Genomic DNA, 19,150 nt, shown 5'->3' on the forward strand with positions numbered 1-19,150 from the left:
TTAAATAGATTCTTTTTTTATTTTTGATCTGCAATGAAAGATAGTATCATTAATTTTTTAGCAGGATTTGAAAAGGAAAACATTGAAAAATCATTTCCTTTACCATATTGTCTGCCCGTTTATCATTGTGTTTCTGATGAGAGCTTGCCTCACATAAAAAATGTCATTAAGTATAAAAATGTAAGGCAGTTTGAAGAAGATCTGGATGAGTTTTCAAAGCATTTTCAATTTGTTAACTGGGATGAGTTTAAAGAATTTGTCAATGGAAATTTTAAACCTAAAAAGAAAATTGCGCTATTAACATTTGATGATGGTTTCAGAGAATTTTATGATATTGTTGTCCCTATTTTAGAAAGAAAAGGTATTTATGCCGTCAACTTTATCAATCCCGCTTTTATTGATAATCAGGATCTCATGTTTCGCTGTAAAGCCAGTCTGATCGTGGATCGGTTGGAAAAAACGACAACGGTAAATCCAGAAATTCACAAAATTTTCAGTTCAAAAGAAGATATCAAAACTCAGCTTCTTAAAATCAGGTATGCTGAAAGAGAAAAATTGGATCAGGCTGCAAAAATACTGGATATTGATTTTAGTGCTTTTTTAAAAGAGCAAAAGCCTTATTTAAGTTTCGATCAATTAAATATTTTAACTCAGAAAGGATTCGGAATTTCCTCTCACAGCTGGGACCATCCGCGCTATCACGAGCTAAGTCTTCAGCATCAGCTGGAAACAACCCACAGAACTTTTGAATATTTGAAAGAGCATCATTTTCTATACGAAAGTTTTGCATTTCCATTTACCGATTTTGGTGTTTCAAAAGCTTTTTTTAATGAGGTATTTAAAAACAAGGAGATGTTCTGTATTTTCGGAAGTGCAGGAATAAAACTTGACAGCGTAGACAAAATTTTCCATAGAATTCCAATGGAAACGGTTGAAAATGCAGCAAAAATCTTAAAAAAAGAAATCATTTATTTTAAGTTAAAGAAATTTTTAAACAAAAATAAAATTATCAGAAGATGATCTATTTGCAGACCTTGAATAAAAAACAGCTTGAAGAATTTGTATCATCGGGTGATTTCAAAAAACACGATTTTCTGCCGATCAGTGAGCACAGGGCAAAATCCCAGATTAAAAATCCGAAAGCTGATGATGATCAACCCTTATTGATTCTCGCATATGATGATGACCAGCTTGCCGGTTACCTTGGATGCCTTCCCGATAACTTCAATATTGACGGGAAAACATTCTCCTACGCCTGGCTGAGTACTTTATATGTAAGTCATAAATTTCGGGGAAAAAGAATTGCACAAAGTCTTTTAAACAGAGCTTTTGAAGAATACAATGGCAATATTGCCATCACTGAATTTACGCCGGAAGCCGAAAGTTTATATAACAAAATCGGAGTCTTTAAATACATTCAGCCCAAAAACGGAAAAAGATTTTACTTCAGAACAGAGCTGGCGACGATCATTCCTCTGAAAAAGCCTAAAACAAAGTCATTTCAGCCACTGTTTTCAGTCGGAGACCGTTTGTTGAATGCATTCGTAAGTTTAAAAAACAGTCTGATTAAAAAACCCGATTTTAAGTTTGAAATTCTCAGTGCTGTAGATCCGGAAAGTTCAATATTTATTTCACAGTTTCATACTAACCGAACTGGTGAAGAAATAAAGTGGATAATGCAAAATCCATGGATTCTTGAAGGTCAGATTAAAGAAAAAAAATATTTATTTTCAAGCTTCTCCGAAAGTTTCAGATATTTCTGGATAAAAGTTTTTGATGCTAAAAATAACATGACAAGCTGTGCTCTTCTTCTTGAAAGAGACGGTTATGTGAAAATCCCCTATTTTTTTTCAGCATCGGATTCTGATCAATTTACAGATTTTTTAAGCTATTTTATTGTCAAACACAAAGTTAAAGTATTGGTGAGCTATCAGGCAGAGCTTAATAAAAAGCTGGAAAACTCTCACCACTTTCCTAAAATCCATCAAAGAAATATGGAAAGAAGATATATGTTTCACGAACAGATGCTACAACATCTTCCTGATGATTTTGATCCGAAATTTCAGGACGGAGATGGTGACTGTGCAATGACATAATTATAAAGCACTGATGCCAGAAGAGGAAAGCCGGAAGTTTATTTGTAAATATTGTTTAAACCTTATAAACTTCCAGCTTTATTTCTTCAAACTTCTGTTTAATGTCCGAAAATATCCTTTAAACTAACCTCAGTAAAGGTGCCCATCTGATCTACAGCTTCCCTGTTCAGGTTTTCTTTTTTCCCGATAATGGCTGTATTAAAATGAATCGGTTTAATTTCCGTCTTATAAAATTGTTTTACATCTTCAAAACTAAGATTTTGAATCTGCTCATAAATATTTTTTCTAAAATCATGAGAAACACCTAATCTTTTCAATCGCAATGTATTGAAGAAAGTATTGGTTCTCGTGATTCTGGTTGAAGCAATCTGCTTTAAAGCCGAGTTTTTAGCATTTTCAAACTGAGTCGGAACCTCCGGAAGCTCTGCCATAAGTTCTGCCATTGTATCAACAGCCAGCTGAAGTTTATCCGGCTGTGTCCCAATATAAGTCGTCACATAATCCGGATGCCCGGACTCCGCGTTGGCAGCATAAGATACATAAGCTGAATATGCCAGACTCTTACTTTCACGGATTTCCTGGAAAACAATGGATGACAATCCTCTTCCAAAATATTCGTTAAAGACATTTACCTTACCAAAATTATTAGTATTTACGGCATTTCCCTTCCCTACTTTGGTCATTTCCATCTGAACCATGTCATAATCTGTAAAGTATACCTTGCCATTGGTTTCAGGCTCAGGATATTCTTTAGCCTTAGGAATCTCTAAGCTTGTTTCTTCAACATATTTTCCGATATAATGATTGAAATTTTTGAAATCTTTACCATAGAAAAATATCTGATAAGGATATTTGAACAGTTTTCTCATTCTGTCTGTAAATACCTCTACACTGCTGGATTCAAGTTCTTCTTTTGAAATAATATCTGTAAAACGCGAGTATTTTCCAAGCTTCGTATAATTTGTCAAAGCTGTCATGATTCGGTTTTTATCTTTTTTAGTTGCCGCGCGGTTTTCCAGCACCGTTTCTACAAATTGTTTATATATTTCCTGGTCAGGGTCTACCTGATACATCCAGTGTTGAAGCAGTTCAATTCCTTTTTCAATATTTTCTTCCAATCCGCTTAGGGAAATTAAAAGCTGATTATTAGTTGTTTTAAAATCATTGCTGACCCCGATTTTGAAAAATTCTTTTTTAAGATCTTCAGGAGAAAGCTGATCAGTTCCCAAATACTGGAGTACTTGCGTAGAAACACCTAAATCTCTGTCGTTATCGATTCCAAAAGGAAAAATAAAGTGTACCTGAGCAATATCGTTGTACTTATTTTTAACAAAATTCACTTTTTTATCTTTAATCAGATCCGTTTGAATTTCTTTCTGATAATCAATAAATTCCGGCTTAATATCTGTTGTTTTTTCGGCCAGTATCTGCAGTAAAAACTCGGACTGAGCCTCACGGTTGATTTTTACGGGTGTAATTCCCGGATTTTCCACTCTCAGCAGCTTGTCATTCGTTCCTTTTTCTTTGTAAACAATGACATAGTTTTCTTTGAAAAACTCATTCGAAAAAGCAATTACATCCTCTTTTGTAATAGCTGCATACTGATCCATCTCATTCAGCTCTTCTTCCCAGGTTCTTCCTTTGATATACGTATCATATAAATTGGTGGCTAAACCGTCAGCCGTTTCCAGACCTTTCATTCTCTGCAGTTTGAAATCGTTGATAATGGCAGGAAGCATCCAATCTGGAAATTCTCCTTTTTTAAGCAGCTCAATTTGCTCCAAAACCATATCTTTGGCTTCATCCAGTGTTTGGTTTTCTTTCGGGACAGCGACGATAGAAAAATATCCATACTGCCTTAAGCCTACTGAAAAAGCCTGTGCCCAAAGCATCTTCTGAGTCTGATTGATGTTGAGATCCAATAATCCGGCTTCTCCCCTGTTGCTTAAAATATTGGCAACAATATCTGCCAGCATAGCTTCTCTGGAACCATAATCATCTGTTCTCCAGGCAAGCTGAACCCTTGGTGTTGTAGGACTTTTTACTGTTCTTTTAATAATTTCAGTAAGAGGTTGCTCTTTAATGGCCGTTTTCTCAGGAAGTTCTTTATAAGGAATCGCTCCAAAATACTGATCAATTAACTCAATCGTGGCTTCGAAATCGAAATCTCCCACCAAAACCATCGCGTAATTATTAGGAACATAATATTCATCAAAATATTTATGAATCGCCTTCATAGAAGGGTTTTTCAAATGTTCCGGTTTTCCAAGAGTGGTTTGCTGCCCATTAGGATGGGTTGGAAAAAGAGCATCCATCAATTCATAATTCACCAATCTCGAGTCATTATCCTGCGCTCTGTTGAATTCTTCGTAAACCGATTCCAACTCGGTATGAAAAAGCCTTAAAACGATTTCTGAAAATCTCTCTTTTTCAACTTTCAGCCATTTTTCAAGCTCATTATTAGGAATATTATTTTTATAGACCGTTTCATCAAACCAGGTGTGTGCATTGGTTCCGGTAGCTCCTAATGAAGAAATAATTTTATCATATTCATTCGGAATTGTAAACTGGCTTGCCTCCTGGGAAACATCATCTATTTTTTTATAAATTTCTTTCTTTTGATTAGCATCAGTCTCAGCTTTATGCTGCTCATAAAGTTCTGAAATCTGTTCTAAAAGCTCCTTTTCTTTTGCCCAGTTCTGCGTTCCGATTTTCGATGTTCCTTTAAACATCATATGTTCAAGGTAATGTGCCAGCCCCGTATTGTCAGCAGGGTCATTATTACTTCCAGTTCTTACAGGAATGTAAGTCTGAATTCTCGGAGCATCAAAATTTTGGGCAAGAAAAACTTTTAAACCATTTTTCAGGGTATAGATTCTTACTTTATTTTCATCATTAGAAATTGTGATATATTCGTTGTTATTTTTGTCTTTATAAATCGTCTCGTTGTATCTTTTATTCGTCATAAATAAATTCATTTTCATTCTTTAAAAACCTGAATGTATACAAATGTAAGCAATCAAAAAGGAACAAATAATAATTTCCCTATTATTACATCTATAGTTTTGATTTATATTAAAATTTAACCTAATTTAAGTCTAATACCCAGCAAATGAATATTCAATATAGAAAACTGGGATTTATTGAAATAAAAAAAGTGAAAATAACTCCGTAATCATAATGAAATACTTTAAAACACTCCAATCCTAAAGTTCTCAGCCCCTCAAACGAAGTTTTCTTCATTTTTATCCAAAATAATTCTATAAGTTTGCAGTAGTTTTCCAAAAATTACTACCATGCACGGAAACATTCTGATCATCGATGACGAGATCAAGCTCCTGAAATTACTAGGAATGATCCTTTCCCAAGAAAATTTTACCGTAAAAGAAGCTTCAACAGCACGTTCAGGAATGATGATGCTCGAACAGTACGAGTTTGATGTTGTGTTGAGCGACGTCCGGCTTCCCGATGCTTTCGGAATTGACCTGATAAAATCGATTAAAGCAAAATATCCTCATCTGGAAATTATTTTAATGACCGCTTTTGGCAATATTACGGATGCTGTTCAGGCGATGAAAAACGGAGCGTATGATTATTTGGTGAAAGGCGATGATAACGAGAAAATTATTCCGTTGGTATATAAAGCACTGGAAAAAGTAAAGGACAATAAATCTAAAATCGTCCAAAAAAGCTCCTATCAAAAAGGATTTGAATCGATTATCGGGAATTCTCCATTAATTCTTCAGGCTAAAAAACTGGCAGAAAAAGTAGCTTTAACAGATGCAACAGTCCTTCTGACAGGCGAAACAGGAACCGGAAAAGAAGTTTTTGCTAATGCTATTCATGAAGGAAGTGACAGAAAGAAAAACAGTTTTGTAGCCATCAATTGTTCTGCTTTCAGTAAAGAAATTTTAGAAAGTGAGCTTTTCGGGCATAAAGCAGGAGCTTTCACTGGAGCGATAAAGGATAAAAAAGGATTGATTGAAGAAGCCAACGGCGGAACTTTATTTCTCGACGAAATCGGAGAAATGCCCATCGAACTTCAGGCTAAATTACTCCGCGTTCTGGAAACCAAGGAATTTATCAAAATGGGAGAAACGAAAGTTTCAAAATCCGATTTCAGATTGATTGCTGCTACCAACAGACATTTGGAAGATGAAATAAAACTGGGTCATTTCCGCGAAGATCTATATTTCAGGTTAAATGTTTTTGAGATTACCCTTCCTGCACTTCGCGAACGAAAAGAAGATTTAAAAGCTTTGGCTAAAAATTTTGTCACTAGCTTTTCTCAAAAATTACATTTATCTTCTGTTCAGGTTGCTCCCGAATATTATAAGACATTGGAAAAAAATGACTGGAAAGGAAATATCCGTGAACTACGAAACACCGTTGAAAGGAGTTTAATTTTGATGAATGACAATACTTTAGACGCCGAAAGTCTCCCCTTATATTCTGAAAAAACTACAGCCGGAAAAGATTCGTTAAGCATAAGATCATTAGAAAAAGAACATATTTTAAAAGTTTTACAATATACCAAAGGCAATAAAGCCGAAGCCGCAAGATTGCTGGAAATCGGGATTGCAACGCTGTATCGCAAATTGGAAGAATACGAGTTACGGTAAGAGTTATGAGTTATGAGTTACAAGTTGCTTATATCTTATTGTTTTTAACCTAACACATCTTATCATTTTAATAATGAGCCTATCATTTTGATAGGCTTTGTTGTTTTCTGATATCCCCACAAAAACGCACAACTTACTATTAACAAATAACTTAATTCAAAAATTAACAGATTGGACTTTCTTTTGGCATTATGGTATTAGAATAAAATATTTTAAAAATGACAATTTCAAGAAAAACGTTCAAAAAACGGGAGCACTCAAAATGGAGTGCATTGATGGTATCGTATGTAGTTCTCACTATTCTAATTCTGGTTGCTACGATATGATGTCGATATGTTTAATCGTATTATGCGTAGTACTGTTTTGGATGTTATACAAATCTGTTGAATTTTTTGATAAAATATAAAAATTATGTGGAGTTTATTTTTCCTTTCAATATTGGCCTTTGTGTACATCTGTTATGTCTTAATGAAACCTGAAAAATTTTAATCAAAAAATTATGAATACAGAAATTTTAGGTATTATAGCAATGTTCACCATTACATTAGTGATCGGGATTTTCTTAGGAAAATATATTGCTAATGTGTATGGCTATAAAAAGACTTTTTTAGATACAATTTTTCAACCTGTTGAAAATTTAATTTATAAAATATCAGGCATCAATCCGAACAAACAAATGACTTGGAAACAGAATATGTTTGCCATGCTGACCATCAATGTGGTTTGGTTTATCATCGGATTTTTACTTTTATTAAATCAGTCATGGCTTCCATTAAATCCTGACAGAAACCCGGATATGTCACCCGATCTGGCCTTTAATACGGCAATATCTTTCTTAGTAAATTGTAATCTGCAGCATTATTCGGGCGAAACGGGAGTCAGTTATTTGAGTCAGCTGTATTTAATGTTTCTGCAGTTTGTAACCGCAGCAACAGGAATGGCAGCAATGGCGGTACTTTTCAAAGCTTTTAAAGATAAAACAACTACAGAATTAGGTAATTTCTATGATTTTTTCACCAAATCTATGATCAGAATTTTGGTGCCGATCAGTATCGTTGTTGCATTGATTCTTTCTGCAAATGGAAGTACCATGACTTTTGAAGGTAAAGACCATATTACAACCCTGGAAGGACAAAAAGCTGATGTTTCAAGAGGTCCGGCTGCTGCATTTATCGCTATTAAGCATTTAGGAACAAATGGCGGCGGATTTTTCGGAGCCAACTCGGCACATCCGCTTGAAAATCCAAATTATGTGACGAATATGACCGAAATGGTCACACAGATGATTATTCCGTTTGCCATGGTTTTCGCCCTTGGATTTTATCTGAAGAAAAGAAAACTGTCCTGGACGATTTTCACAGTAATGACCATTGGGTTCTTAGCATTAACGATTCCCAATGTTATTAATGAAACTCACGGAAATCCGTTAATTACCCAAATGGGAACTAATCCACATCTCGGCGCTATGGAAGGCAAAGAAATCCGTTTCGGAAGTACTGCTTCAGCGTATTGGAGTATTGCTACAACGGTCATTTCAACAGGTTCGGTGAATGCGATGCACGACAGCACCATGCCGCTTTCAGGAATGAATCAATTGTTGGCCATGATGATTAATTGTTTCTACGGAGGCTGCGGAGTCGGAATTCTGAATTACTTTATTTTCATTATTCTCGCAGTATTCATAAGCGGTTTGATGGTCGGAAGAACCCCTGAATTTTTAGGTAAAAAAATTGAAGCCAAAGAAATGAAAATTGCCATGATTGTGGCTTTATTTCACCCGTTTTTAATCTTGGTAGGAACAGCTTTAACAGCTTATTTACCGGAATTCGGAGCCAAATCATTGAACAATCCCGGATTTCACGGATTCAGTGAAATGTTATATGAATTTACCTCATCTTCCGCCAACAACGGTTCCGGATTTGAAGGACTGGGAGACAATACTCCCTGGTGGAATATCTCAACAGGAATCGTTTTACTTCTGTCAAGATTTATCCCAATTATTGGCCCAATCGCAATTGCAGGATTATTAGCACAGAAAAAATATATCCCTGAAAGCTCAGGAACACTCAAAACAGATACTGCAACCTTTGGATTTATGACTTTAGCTGTTATTCTTCTGATTGCTGCGCTGTCATTCTTCCCGGCGTTGACTTTGGGACCGATTGCGGAACAACTTCAATATTTTTCAAAATAATTAAAATTCATTTAAATCAATAAAGATGCTTCGACAGGCTCAGCATGACATTGCTAATATTATTGGGGTATTGTGGTGAGCACTGTTAAAAATAACTTGATGATTTATGATCAAAAATAACTTTTCAAAAAATGAAAAATCAATCACAAACATTGTTTCAAAAAGATTTGGTGAACGAAGCCATTAAACAGTCTTTCGTTAAACTGAATCCGAAAATCATGTTTAAAAATCCTGTCATGTTTCTGGTAGAAATCGGAACAGTGGTCATGCTTATCGTAAGCTTATTCAGCTTAACAGGAAACCAGTCACAAGGCAGTTTTACATATAATTTCCTGGTGTTTATCATTTTATTTTTCACTGTTTTATTTGCCAATTTCGCAGAAGCCATCGCAGAAGCAAGAGGAAAAGCTCAGGCAGACACCTTGAGAAAAACCCGTGAAGAAACTCCTGCAAAAGTAGTTGTAGACAACAAACAGGGATTTCAGGTAGAAACCGTTTTAAAAAAATCTGCCGACATGAAACTGGGCGATATCTTCCTTTGCGAATCCGGCGACCAAATCCCGATGGATGGAGAAATTATCGAGGGTTTAGCTACTATCGACGAATCGGCCATCACCGGAGAAAGTGCTCCCGTAATTCGTGAAGCAGGAGGTGACAAAAGCTCAGTAACAGGCGGAACAAAAGTACTTTCCGACAGAATCAAGGTAAAAGTAACAACCAAACCCGGAGAATCTTTCCTTGATAAAATGATTGCCCTTGTAGAAGGTGCTTCCAGACAGAAAACACCTAATGAAATCGCATTAACCATACTTTTAGCAGGGTTCACCCTCACATTCATAATAGTTACAGTTACTCTTAAACCTTTTGCAGATTATTCGCAGACGCCGATCACCATTGCGGCATTTATATCACTTTTCGTTTGTTTGATTCCCACAACGATTGGCGGTCTGCTTTCTGCAATCGGAATCGCTGGGATGGACAGAGCCCTGAGAGCCAACGTCATCACAAAAAGTGGTAAGGCCGTTGAAACAGCCGGAGATATTGATGTTTTGCTGCTTGATAAAACAGGAACTATCACGATTGGAAACCGTAAAGCCACACAATTTCACCCTTCCAACGGAATTCAGATTGATGAATTTATAAAAGCTTCGGCATTGAGTTCTGTAGCCGATGAAACGCCGGAAGGGAAATCCATTATAGAATTAAGCCAGTTAAAATCTGAAGATTTACTCGTTCCCAACCCTGTTTATATCGATTTTACGGCTGAAACCAGAACTTCAGGTATTGATTTTGAAAACACAAGAATTCGAAAAGGAGCTTACGACACGATTAAAAAACTGACTGAAAAAGCAGGAAATATTTTCCCTCCTGAAACCCAGGAAGCCACAACAAAAATTTCTGAAAATGGCGGAACTCCGTTAGTTGTTTCCGTAAATGAAAAAGTCTGGGGCGTGATTGAACTTCAGGATATCATCAAAACCGGGATTCAGGAACGTTTCCAAAGATTGAGAAAAATGGGTGTGAAAACAGTAATGGTGACGGGTGACAATCCTTTAACTGCAAAATTTATCGCTGAAAAAGCAGGAGTGGACGATTTTATCGCAGAAGCCAAGCCTGAAGATAAGATGAACTACATCAAAAAAGAACAGCAGGAAGGAAAATTGGTTGCGATGATGGGTGACGGAACGAATGACGCTCCTGCTCTTGCTCAAGCCGACGTTGGTGTTGCCATGAACAGCGGAACTCAGGCTGCCAAAGAAGCCGGAAACATGGTGGATCTGGATAATGATCCAACAAAATTAATTGAGATTGTGGAAATCGGAAAACAATTATTGATGACTCGCGGAACATTGACAACTTTCAGTATTGCGAATGATGTTGCTAAATATTTTGCCATTATTCCGGCGTTGTTTATCACCTTTATTCCAGCCCTTCAAAAGCTGAATATTATGAATCTTCACAGTCCGGAATCAGCGATTTTATCAGCGATTATCTTTAATGCGATTATTATTCCTTTCCTGATTCCACTAGCTTTGAAAGGCGTTGCTTACAAACCGATCGGAGCAAGTGCATTATTAAGAAGAAATCTTTTAATCTACGGTTTAGGCGGAATTATCGTTCCATTCATCGGAATAAAATTAATTGACTTATTGATCAGTTTGTTCTTTTAGGCTGGGAGTTTGAAGCTGGAGGCGGGAAGTTTAAAACACACTGCAAAACTTCCATCATCCCTCTCCTATCTTCCATCCGTTTAACTTAAAAATTTTAATTCAAAATGAAAAATCATATTCTATCAGCACTAAGATTATCTCTTGTCATGCTCGTTATCGTTGGAATTTATTTAGGTATTGTTTACGCGGGTTCTAAAGTTTTACCAACGCAGGGCAATGCAGAAATTATCAATTATAAAGGTCAAAAATTCTATGCTAATATCGGACAGAATTTTACATCTCCAAAATATTTTCACGGCCGTCCGTCTGCAGTAGATTACAATGCAGCAGGAAGCGCGGGAAGTAACAAAGGACCAAGCAATGAAGAATACTTACACGTGGTTCAGAAAAGAATTGACACGTTGAAAATGCAAAATCCTGAGATGGAAAATGTAAAAGTTCCTGTGGAATTGGTGACTGCAAGCGGAAGTGGTCTCGATCCGGATATTTCTCCGGAAGGTGCTTCTTATCAAGTGAAAAGAATTGCGAAAGTGAGAAATATTTCTGTTGAAAAAATCGAAAATTTAATTAAAAATCAAACGGAAACTTCACTTTTTGGACCTTCTAAAGTCAATGTTTTGAAATTGAATATTGCTTTGGATCAACTTCAATAATTTCTTTTGTCTTGAAACAAAAGAAACAAAAGTTCAAGACTTGGATTTGTCGGCTAAAAATTATTTCTGTTCTCTAAAAATTCTAAAACTCGCGCGGATTGCATATTTGGTTTAGTAACAATTTTTTGTCCCGCGCTCAAACAATAGAATTTTCTTAACGTTCACAGAATTAATTTTCTTAACGCCTCCAACTCCTAAGTCATTAAAAAAAACTCTTTCCAATTAACATCACACATTGTTATCAATTTATATAATGAAATCAAAAACTATTCAAGCCGTTCTTTTATTAGGATTATTTGCTTTAAAGCCTATGAAAGCTCAGGAAATAAAACAAGATTCTATCTCCTTGACACCTAAAGATTCTTTAAAGACAAATGATTCTAAAATTCCTTTTGACGGCTATGACCTGACTTGGATCAACGGGCAAAACCGACAGACAGACTTTCCTTTAACTTTAAAAGATAAGGATGGAGAAACAATTTTAACGGGTGTAACTTACGTTGACGCATACTACAACTACGATTTCCGAAATCCGAAAGATAATACCCATACTGTTTCTTCCGCCATCGGTCGTTCCAACGAATTTACAATTAATATGGCAAGTATCGGATTAGAAACTAATTACAAAAATATGATCGGCCGTTTGTGGCTTCAATTCGGACAGATGGGTTCAATAGTTCAGGATCTTGACGGAACTTTAAACCACGGTAAAAATACCAGTGGAAGCAATTTAAAATATATCAGAGAAGCGGCGGCAGGTTATCATTTCAACGTCATGCATGGTTTGAATGTAGAAGCCGGAATTTTTATGAGCTACATCGGCTTAGAAAGTTATGTTTTAGGCGAAAACTGGAATTATCAGAGAAGTTTGCCGTGTGATTTTACACCTTTCTATTTTCAGGGAGCGAGAATTCAGGCCTATCCTTCGAAGAAATACAAGGTCGAACTTTGGGTTTTAAATGGGTGGCAAACCTACAATTCCTGGAACAAAGGTCTTGGGTTGGGTGTTTCCAATTACTACCGTCCTAATGAAAATCTACAATTGGTTGCCAATTTTTATTTAAACGGAAAAGATACAAGAAATAATCCCGATATTCGTCGTTTTCACCATGATCACAGTGTTGTTGCAAGATATTTCCACAATAAAGAAAGCAATGGCTTGTCACAGGCTGCATTCAGTATCAACAACCATTACGGATTCCAAAACGGTGGCGGTTTGAAGGCTAAAGACAATTACATGATCGGAACTTCAGTTGCCAACAGACTTTGGTTTCATCATAATAAAATTGCCTTAACACTGCGAGGTGATGCGATCTCAAATCCAGGAGCATATTTAGCATTTTCTCCTTCTCCGGTTCCTAATAATGATTTTAATGATGCTTTAGCAAAAGGTGAAAAATTGAAAATGTTTCAAGGGACAGCAACGATTGACTTAATGCCCAACCAATTTGTAACTTTCAGATTAGAATACGGATTCAGAAAAAGTAACATCCCATACTTTGCAGGGCCACAAGGAACAACCAGCCCCGATGGATGGGTAGATACACCTGTTGATTCGTGGAGACCGGATCTTCGAAAATCAGACAGCAGATTGACGCTAGCTGTAATGTTCAGACTTTAAAGCATGTATGTGATTAAATTTTGATACTCTAAATAAGCTCGAAATGATTAATTTTTAATTGTTTCGGGCTATTAAAACAAACTTATATTAGAAATTTGAAAATGAGAAACACTATTGTCATAGGAATCATGTTAGGGATATTTTTTCCGAAGGCTCAATCTTCGGATTCACTGAAAATTGGCAATAAATTTACCTTTTCTGCTTATGCAGAATTATTTTACACCTACGATTTTAATGAACCTGCCAATCATCACCGTCAGGATTTTTTGTACTCATACAACCGTCACAATGAGCTTAATCTGAATCTTGGTTTGATTAAAGGTTCTTATCAGAATGATCGCTTTCGGGCAAATCTGGCCTTGATGGCCGGAACTTATGCTCAGGACAATATGACTTCCGAGCAGGCAGCTTTACGATATGTAAACGAAGCCAATATTGGAATTAAAATTTCAAAAACAAAAAATATTTGGATCGATGCCGGCATCATGCCTTCCCATATTGGTTGGGAAAGCGCAATCGGAAAAGATAACTTTAACCTTACCAGAAGTTTTGCGGCAGAAAATTCGCCATACTTTGAAACGGGAGCCAAAATTTCATACACTTCTGGTAATGGAAAATGGTTTTTAAGCGGGCTGGTTTTAAACGGATGGCAGCGGGTCGCTAAAGCTGAGGGCAACCAAAGCCTTTCTTTTGGACATCAGGTTACTTACAAACCTAATAACAAAATCACCCTTAACAGCAGTTCATTCATTGGAAATGATAAAACCAAAGAAGAGAAAAGAATGCGTTATTTTCATGATTTACATGGAAATTTTCAACTGACAGAGCAATTTTCAACCCTGCTTGGTTTCGATATCGGAGCTGAACAGAAAGAAAAAGGAAGTAAAAGCTACAATATTTGGTATTCACCGAATATTTTAATGAAATATCAATTGAATAATAAATGGACTTTAGCCGGAAGACTGGAATATTACAATGATAAAAACGGAGTAATCATAAAAACAGAAACACCCAACGGATTTCAGACTTTTGGATATTCTTTGAATGTGGATTATGCGATTTTTAAAAACGTGATTTTCCGTACAGAAGCCAGAGGATTTTCCTCTAAAGATGCCATTTTTATGAAAAACAATGAATATAAACAGGGAAACTTTTTTATTACAACAAGTTTAGCAGCCTGGTTTTAATAAGCTGGAAGCCAGAGGCAGGAAGCTGAAAGTCACAATAAAGAACCTTTTTAACTTCCAAAACTCAAACTTCCAGCCATAATTATGTTTCAGAAAATTAAATTAAAAAGAATAAAATCAATGTCATCAGCAACCGATTTTTTAGAACTGATTCAAAAATCCCGAAAAGGAAAATTTAAAATTTACATCGGAATGAGCGCCGGCGTAGGAAAAACTTTTCGTATGCTTCAGGAAGCTCAGGCTCTTTTGCGAAACGGCATTGATGTGAAGATTGGTTATATCGAAACCCACAAAAGAGAAGAAACCGAAGCTTTGGTTGAAGGAATTCCGGAAATTCCGAGAAGATCGTCTTTTTATAAGGGGAAAAATCTGGAGGAAATGGATCTTCAAGCCATTATTAACGCTCATCCAGAGGTTGTTTTAGTGGACGAATTGGCTCATACCAATATTGAAGGTTCTAAGAATAAAAAAAGATGGCAGGATGTTCTGGAAATTCTCGACAACGGAATCAACGTGATCAGTGCGATGAATATTCAGCATATTGAAAGTTTAAATGAAGAAGTCAAGAAAATAACAGGAATTGAAGTAGCAGAAAGAGTTCCCGATAAAATTTTAGCTCTTGCGGATGAAGTGGTGAATATTGATTTAACCGCTGATGAACTTTTAACAAGATTGAAAGAAGGGAAAATTTATAAAAAAGAAAAAATTCAAACAGCTTTAAATAATTTCTTCCAAAGCGGGCATATTTTGCAACTCCGTGAATTAGCGTTAAAAGAGGTTGCCACTCACGTTGAAAGAAAAGTAGAAACGGAAATTAAAACTGAAAATTTTAAACCTATAAAATTTCTTGCCTGTATAAGCAGTAACGATAAAATTGCGAAAAATATCATTCGGAAAACCGCAAGATTAGCAAGCTATTACAACAGCCCGTGGACGGTTTTGTATATTCAGCGACCTGCAGAAAATCCTGAAAAAATAGCATTGAACAAACAACGTTATTTAATTAATAATTTTAATTTAGCACAAGAATTGGGAGCAAAAGTGATCCGGCTGAAGGAAAACAGTGTCCATAAAGGAATTTTAGATTACGTCATCGAGCACAATATTACAACAGTCTGTATCGGAAAACCTCACGCCCATTTACTACAGAGGATTTTTGGCTACAGCTGGATTTACACCCTGATGAACCGATTGAATGAGAGACAGATTGACATTATTATTTTATCTTAAAACACAATGAAATTAAAAACTAAACTCACCTTAGGAGTCGGTCTTCTGTTTGTTCTGATTGTTTTACTGTCAGTAATCGGGTCTGTGTACATCAACAAATTAAAATCTGACACAGAGAAAATTCTTACCGCCAATTATAACAGTATAGAATTCTCCAAAAATATGCTTTTGGCTTTAGATAAGATCAAAACCGACAGCAGTGTTGCCATTAAGGATTTTCAGAAAAACAGTATTTTACAGGAAAAAAATCTAACTGAATTCGGAGAGAAAGAAGCCACCCAGAATCTTAATTTACATTTTAAAAGTTATCTGAAGCAACCTACAGAAGAGAAAGAAAAACTTATCCGTGAAGATTTGGTAACGATCATGTCTTTAAATATGAAAGGTATTGAACGAAAGAGTGATATTGCCATTATTACAGCAGAAAATGCCACTTTCTGGATTGTAAGTCTGGGTACCGTTTGTTTTTTAATTGCTTTCATTCTGTTATTCAATCTTCCTCAAACCATTGCGGAACCAATCAACCAATTGACTTTCAGTATCCGACAGATTGCGAATAAAAATTATAACGAAAGAGTTCATTTTAAAGGCAGTGAAGAGTTCAATGATCTTGCGAATTCATTTAATATTATGGCCGAAAAGCTTCAGGAATATGAAAGCAGCACCCTATCCAAACAACTGATGGATAAAAAGCGTATTGAAACGCTGGTGAATAATATGCATGATGCTGTGATTGGTCTGGATGAAAATCATTTCATTTATATGATCAATGATGAAGCATTGAAAATCACCAATCTGAACAAAGAAGAAATCATTGGAAAAACAGTTCATGAAGTTGCCGTAAACAATGATCTGGTAAGAGAATTATTAAAAAATATAGATCATCCGCAAAAAGATCCTATTAAAATTGTTTCTGATAATAAAGAAAATTATTTTGAACAGGATATTATTCCGATTAATATTGTCAAGACCGGGGAAAAAGAAAAAAAATACATCGGAAAAGTTATTTTACTAAGAAATATTACGCCTTTCAAAGAACTTGATTTTGCAAAAACCAATTTCATTGCCACCATTTCCCACGAATTAAAAACGCCGATTTCTGCCATAAAAATGGGAGTTCAACTGCTCGGAAATCAAAAATTCGGAGCATTAAACGATCAGCAGCAGGAATTATTGAAAAGCATTAATGAAGACGGGCAGCGTTTGTTGAACATCACTGGAGAACTATTAAACCTATCACAGGTCGAAACCGGAAATATCCGTTTGAATATTGAAAACTGTTCACCAAAAGAGATCGTTCAGACGGCAGTAAAAAATGTTGAAAAACTGGCGGAGCAGAAAAATATTTCAATCAGTACTCAATTTTTATTGAATGATGGCGATTTTGTTTCTGCAGATTTTGATAAAACCGTTTGGGTAATGAATAATTTTCTAAGCAATGCCATAAAACATTCTTTTCAGGATGAAAAAATAGAAATCTTAGTTGAAAAATTTGATTCAGACATAAAATTCAGCATTACGGATACCGGAAAAGGAATTGATGAAAAATATCACCGTCAGATCTTTGACCGCTATTTTCAGGTTCCTGGAGAACATCAGAACGGAACTGGGCTCGGGCTGGCTATTTCCAAAAATTTCATTGAAAAACAACATGGTAAAATTGGGGTAAAAAGCACATTGAATCAAGGTAGTACTTTTTATTTTACATTAAATTCAGCATCATAAATATTTGATAAGTCTTTTAATTAAATTTGCGAAAATTAAAAACAAAAATGAAGTTCAAAATTTTCGTTATCATTCTATTTATAGGTATATTAAATTTAAAAGCACAGCAAAAAAACTATATCGTTGATGAAATTGGTTGGGAATTGAATGTTCCGGACGGATTTAAAGTTATTCCGGAGCCTAAAAAAGCTGCAAAAAAATCGCCCAATGGCAGAGTTGAAAAAATGATTTTTAAAAATGACAAACAAACTTCACTTTCGATACTTTATATCAACTCACCACAAGATGTAAGTAAATTCAAAGACCACATTGAAGCTTTTGAGCAAAATTTCATTCAGAAAATTAAGGAAAAAGCTTCTGATATTTACACCGAAAAAACAATTTCTGAAGAAAATTTTCAGGGATTAGATTTTCACAAATCTGCTTTTAAATTCGAGGGTGGAAATGATACGAAGCAATATTTCATTTTTTATTTCACTCAAATCAACCACCGGTATGTAATTTTTAATATTATTGCAGGAACTGATGAAGAAGTAAATAAAATGATGAAAATATTTGAGAATGAATCGAAATTTAAACAACAGACTAAAAGTTAATTTAAATTCAGCTTGCTTGTTTTTAAACAGTTTTATTATAAGTATCTTCGATTCATTAAAACTAATCGATACTTATGAAAAGAATTTTTCTCTTCATCCTGTTTAGCTTATTTCTTTTTACAGGCAAAATATACTCACAGGAAACTCCGACCTCATATGTTGAAAAAGCCATTCAGCTCATGGAACAAAATTCTGTTAATAAAAAGAGCATCGACTGGACTGCAATAAAAGAAACGCATTTAAAACAAGCTAACGAAAAGAAGACCATTAGAGAAACCTACCCTATCATTAGGAATATTTTAGGAAAATTAGGCGATCAGCATTCAAAATTTTATGAACCAGAGGTTATTGAGGCTTATCTAAAAAGATTTAAAGAAGTAGGAGCCGAATTTCCTTATCCAAAAGACAGCCTGATCGATCGCAACATAGCATATATCACCGTGCCCGCCATTGGAAACATGAATCAGGATGACTGGAATGAATATGTACAGACATTTTTCGATAAGGTAAAAAAACTGGATCAAAATAATCCAAAACTTTGGATCATTGATCTTAGGGATAATGAAGGCGGAATGTTTTCTCCCATGCTAAAATCAATCCGTCCTTTTTTAGATACCGATAATGCATCAGGATCTATGGACAATTCAGGTGCGATAAGTTTTTTTATGAGTAAAAACGACGGTATTTATTTTGGAAAACAAAAAATAGGCACAATTCCTATTCCGGATATCAAGATCAAAAATAAAAATAAGCCTATTTATATTTTAACCAATAAGAAAACGGCAAGTTCGGGAGAATTTGTTGTAGCTAGTTTTAAGGGACAAAAAAACGTGAAAATTATAGGTTGTAATACGCAGGGGTTAACTTCAGATAATTCTGAATTTAAATTGCCGGACAATGCCTTTTTGGTGATTACAACAGGAACTTTAATCGACAGAACAAAATATCCTTATAAAGAAGTTGGAAGAGGAATTCATCCTGATATTGAAATTAAAAGTGATCAATTAAATGATTATATCAGCAAAATAAAAGCCCTATAAACCTCAACCCGAAAT

Annotated in this window: 13 protein-coding genes; 12 read left to right on the top strand and 1 reads right to left on the bottom strand. The window is 35.4% G+C overall.

Annotation, left to right across the window (positions count from 1 at the left end; genetic code table 11):
• The first annotated feature begins 33 nt into the window (after positions 1 to 33).
• Together M2373_RS05395 and M2373_RS05400 are read left to right on the top strand one after the other, a co-directional pair.
• Positions 34 to 1,020 (top strand): polysaccharide deacetylase family protein, encoded by a 987-nt coding sequence (locus tag M2373_RS05395; RefSeq protein ID WP_259108402.1) that lies wholly within the window; start codon positions 34 to 36, stop codon positions 1,018 to 1,020.
• The gene (locus M2373_RS05400) at positions 1,017 to 2,096 is read left to right on the top strand and encodes a GNAT family N-acetyltransferase (protein WP_259108404.1); all 1,080 of its coding nucleotides are present in this window, start codon (positions 1,017 to 1,019) and stop codon (positions 2,094 to 2,096) included. The genes M2373_RS05395 and M2373_RS05400 overlap by 4 nt, the downstream gene beginning before the upstream one ends.
• 98 nt (positions 2,097 to 2,194) lie before the next feature.
• Here the strand turns inward: M2373_RS05400 and M2373_RS05405 are convergent, their stop codons facing one another.
• On the bottom strand, positions 2,195 to 5,062 hold the full coding sequence (locus M2373_RS05405; RefSeq protein ID WP_259108407.1) for a pitrilysin family protein: 2,868 nt from the start codon (positions 5,060 to 5,062) through the stop codon (positions 2,195 to 2,197).
• Between the two features lie 330 nt (positions 5,063 to 5,392).
• On the opposite strand from M2373_RS05405, the gene M2373_RS05410 reads away from it, so the two are divergent.
• The 10 genes from M2373_RS05410 (at position 5,393) to M2373_RS05455 (ending at position 19,135) form a co-directional block, all read left to right on the top strand.
• Positions 5,393 to 6,718, top strand: a complete 1,326-nt coding sequence (locus M2373_RS05410; RefSeq protein ID WP_259108409.1) for a sigma-54 dependent transcriptional regulator — start codon at positions 5,393 to 5,395, stop codon at positions 6,716 to 6,718.
• Positions 6,719 to 7,217: 499 nt separating this feature from the next.
• Positions 7,218 to 8,912 carry a potassium-transporting ATPase subunit KdpA gene (gene kdpA / locus M2373_RS05415; protein ID WP_259108411.1) on the top strand — a complete coding sequence of 565 codons (1,695 nt, stop codon included), beginning with the start codon at positions 7,218 to 7,220 and terminating at the stop codon, positions 8,910 to 8,912.
• A 131-nt stretch (positions 8,913 to 9,043) separates the two neighbouring features.
• Positions 9,044 to 11,083, top strand: coding sequence for a potassium-transporting ATPase subunit KdpB (kdpB, locus tag M2373_RS05420; RefSeq protein WP_259108413.1), 2,040 nt, complete (start codon positions 9,044 to 9,046; stop codon positions 11,081 to 11,083).
• 104 nt (positions 11,084 to 11,187) lie between these two features.
• A complete protein-coding gene (kdpC, locus tag M2373_RS05425) occupies positions 11,188 to 11,736 on the top strand; it encodes a potassium-transporting ATPase subunit KdpC (RefSeq protein ID WP_259108415.1) in 549 nt (182 codons plus the stop codon).
• Between the two features lie 253 nt (positions 11,737 to 11,989).
• Entirely contained in the window at positions 11,990 to 13,357 is a 1,368-nt protein-coding gene (locus M2373_RS05430) for a porin (RefSeq protein WP_259108417.1), read from the top strand.
• Positions 13,358 to 13,458: 101 nt separating this feature from the next.
• On the top strand, positions 13,459 to 14,544 hold the full coding sequence (locus M2373_RS05435) for a porin (protein WP_259108419.1): 1,086 nt from the start codon (positions 13,459 to 13,461) through the stop codon (positions 14,542 to 14,544).
• A 120-nt stretch (positions 14,545 to 14,664) separates the two neighbouring features.
• Positions 14,665 to 15,774 carry a sensor protein KdpD gene (locus M2373_RS05440; RefSeq protein ID WP_259108421.1) on the top strand — a complete coding sequence of 370 codons (1,110 nt, stop codon included), beginning with the start codon at positions 14,665 to 14,667 and terminating at the stop codon, positions 15,772 to 15,774.
• Positions 15,775 to 15,780: 6 nt separating this feature from the next.
• The gene (locus M2373_RS05445) at positions 15,781 to 17,499 is read left to right on the top strand and encodes an ATP-binding protein (protein ID WP_259108423.1); all 1,719 of its coding nucleotides are present in this window, start codon (positions 15,781 to 15,783) and stop codon (positions 17,497 to 17,499) included.
• 47 nt (positions 17,500 to 17,546) lie between these two features.
• Complete coding sequence (locus tag M2373_RS05450; protein ID WP_259108424.1) at positions 17,547 to 18,095, top strand: hypothetical protein; 549 nt, start codon at positions 17,547 to 17,549, stop codon at positions 18,093 to 18,095.
• Positions 18,096 to 18,169: 74 nt separating this feature from the next.
• A complete protein-coding gene (locus tag M2373_RS05455; protein WP_259108425.1) occupies positions 18,170 to 19,135 on the top strand; it encodes a S41 family peptidase in 966 nt (321 codons plus the stop codon).
• The last annotated feature ends 15 nt before the right edge of the window (positions 19,136 to 19,150 follow it).

The organism is Chryseobacterium sp. JUb7, from assembly GCF_024806495.1.
Classification (GTDB): Bacteria; Bacteroidota; Bacteroidia; order Flavobacteriales; family Weeksellaceae; genus Chryseobacterium.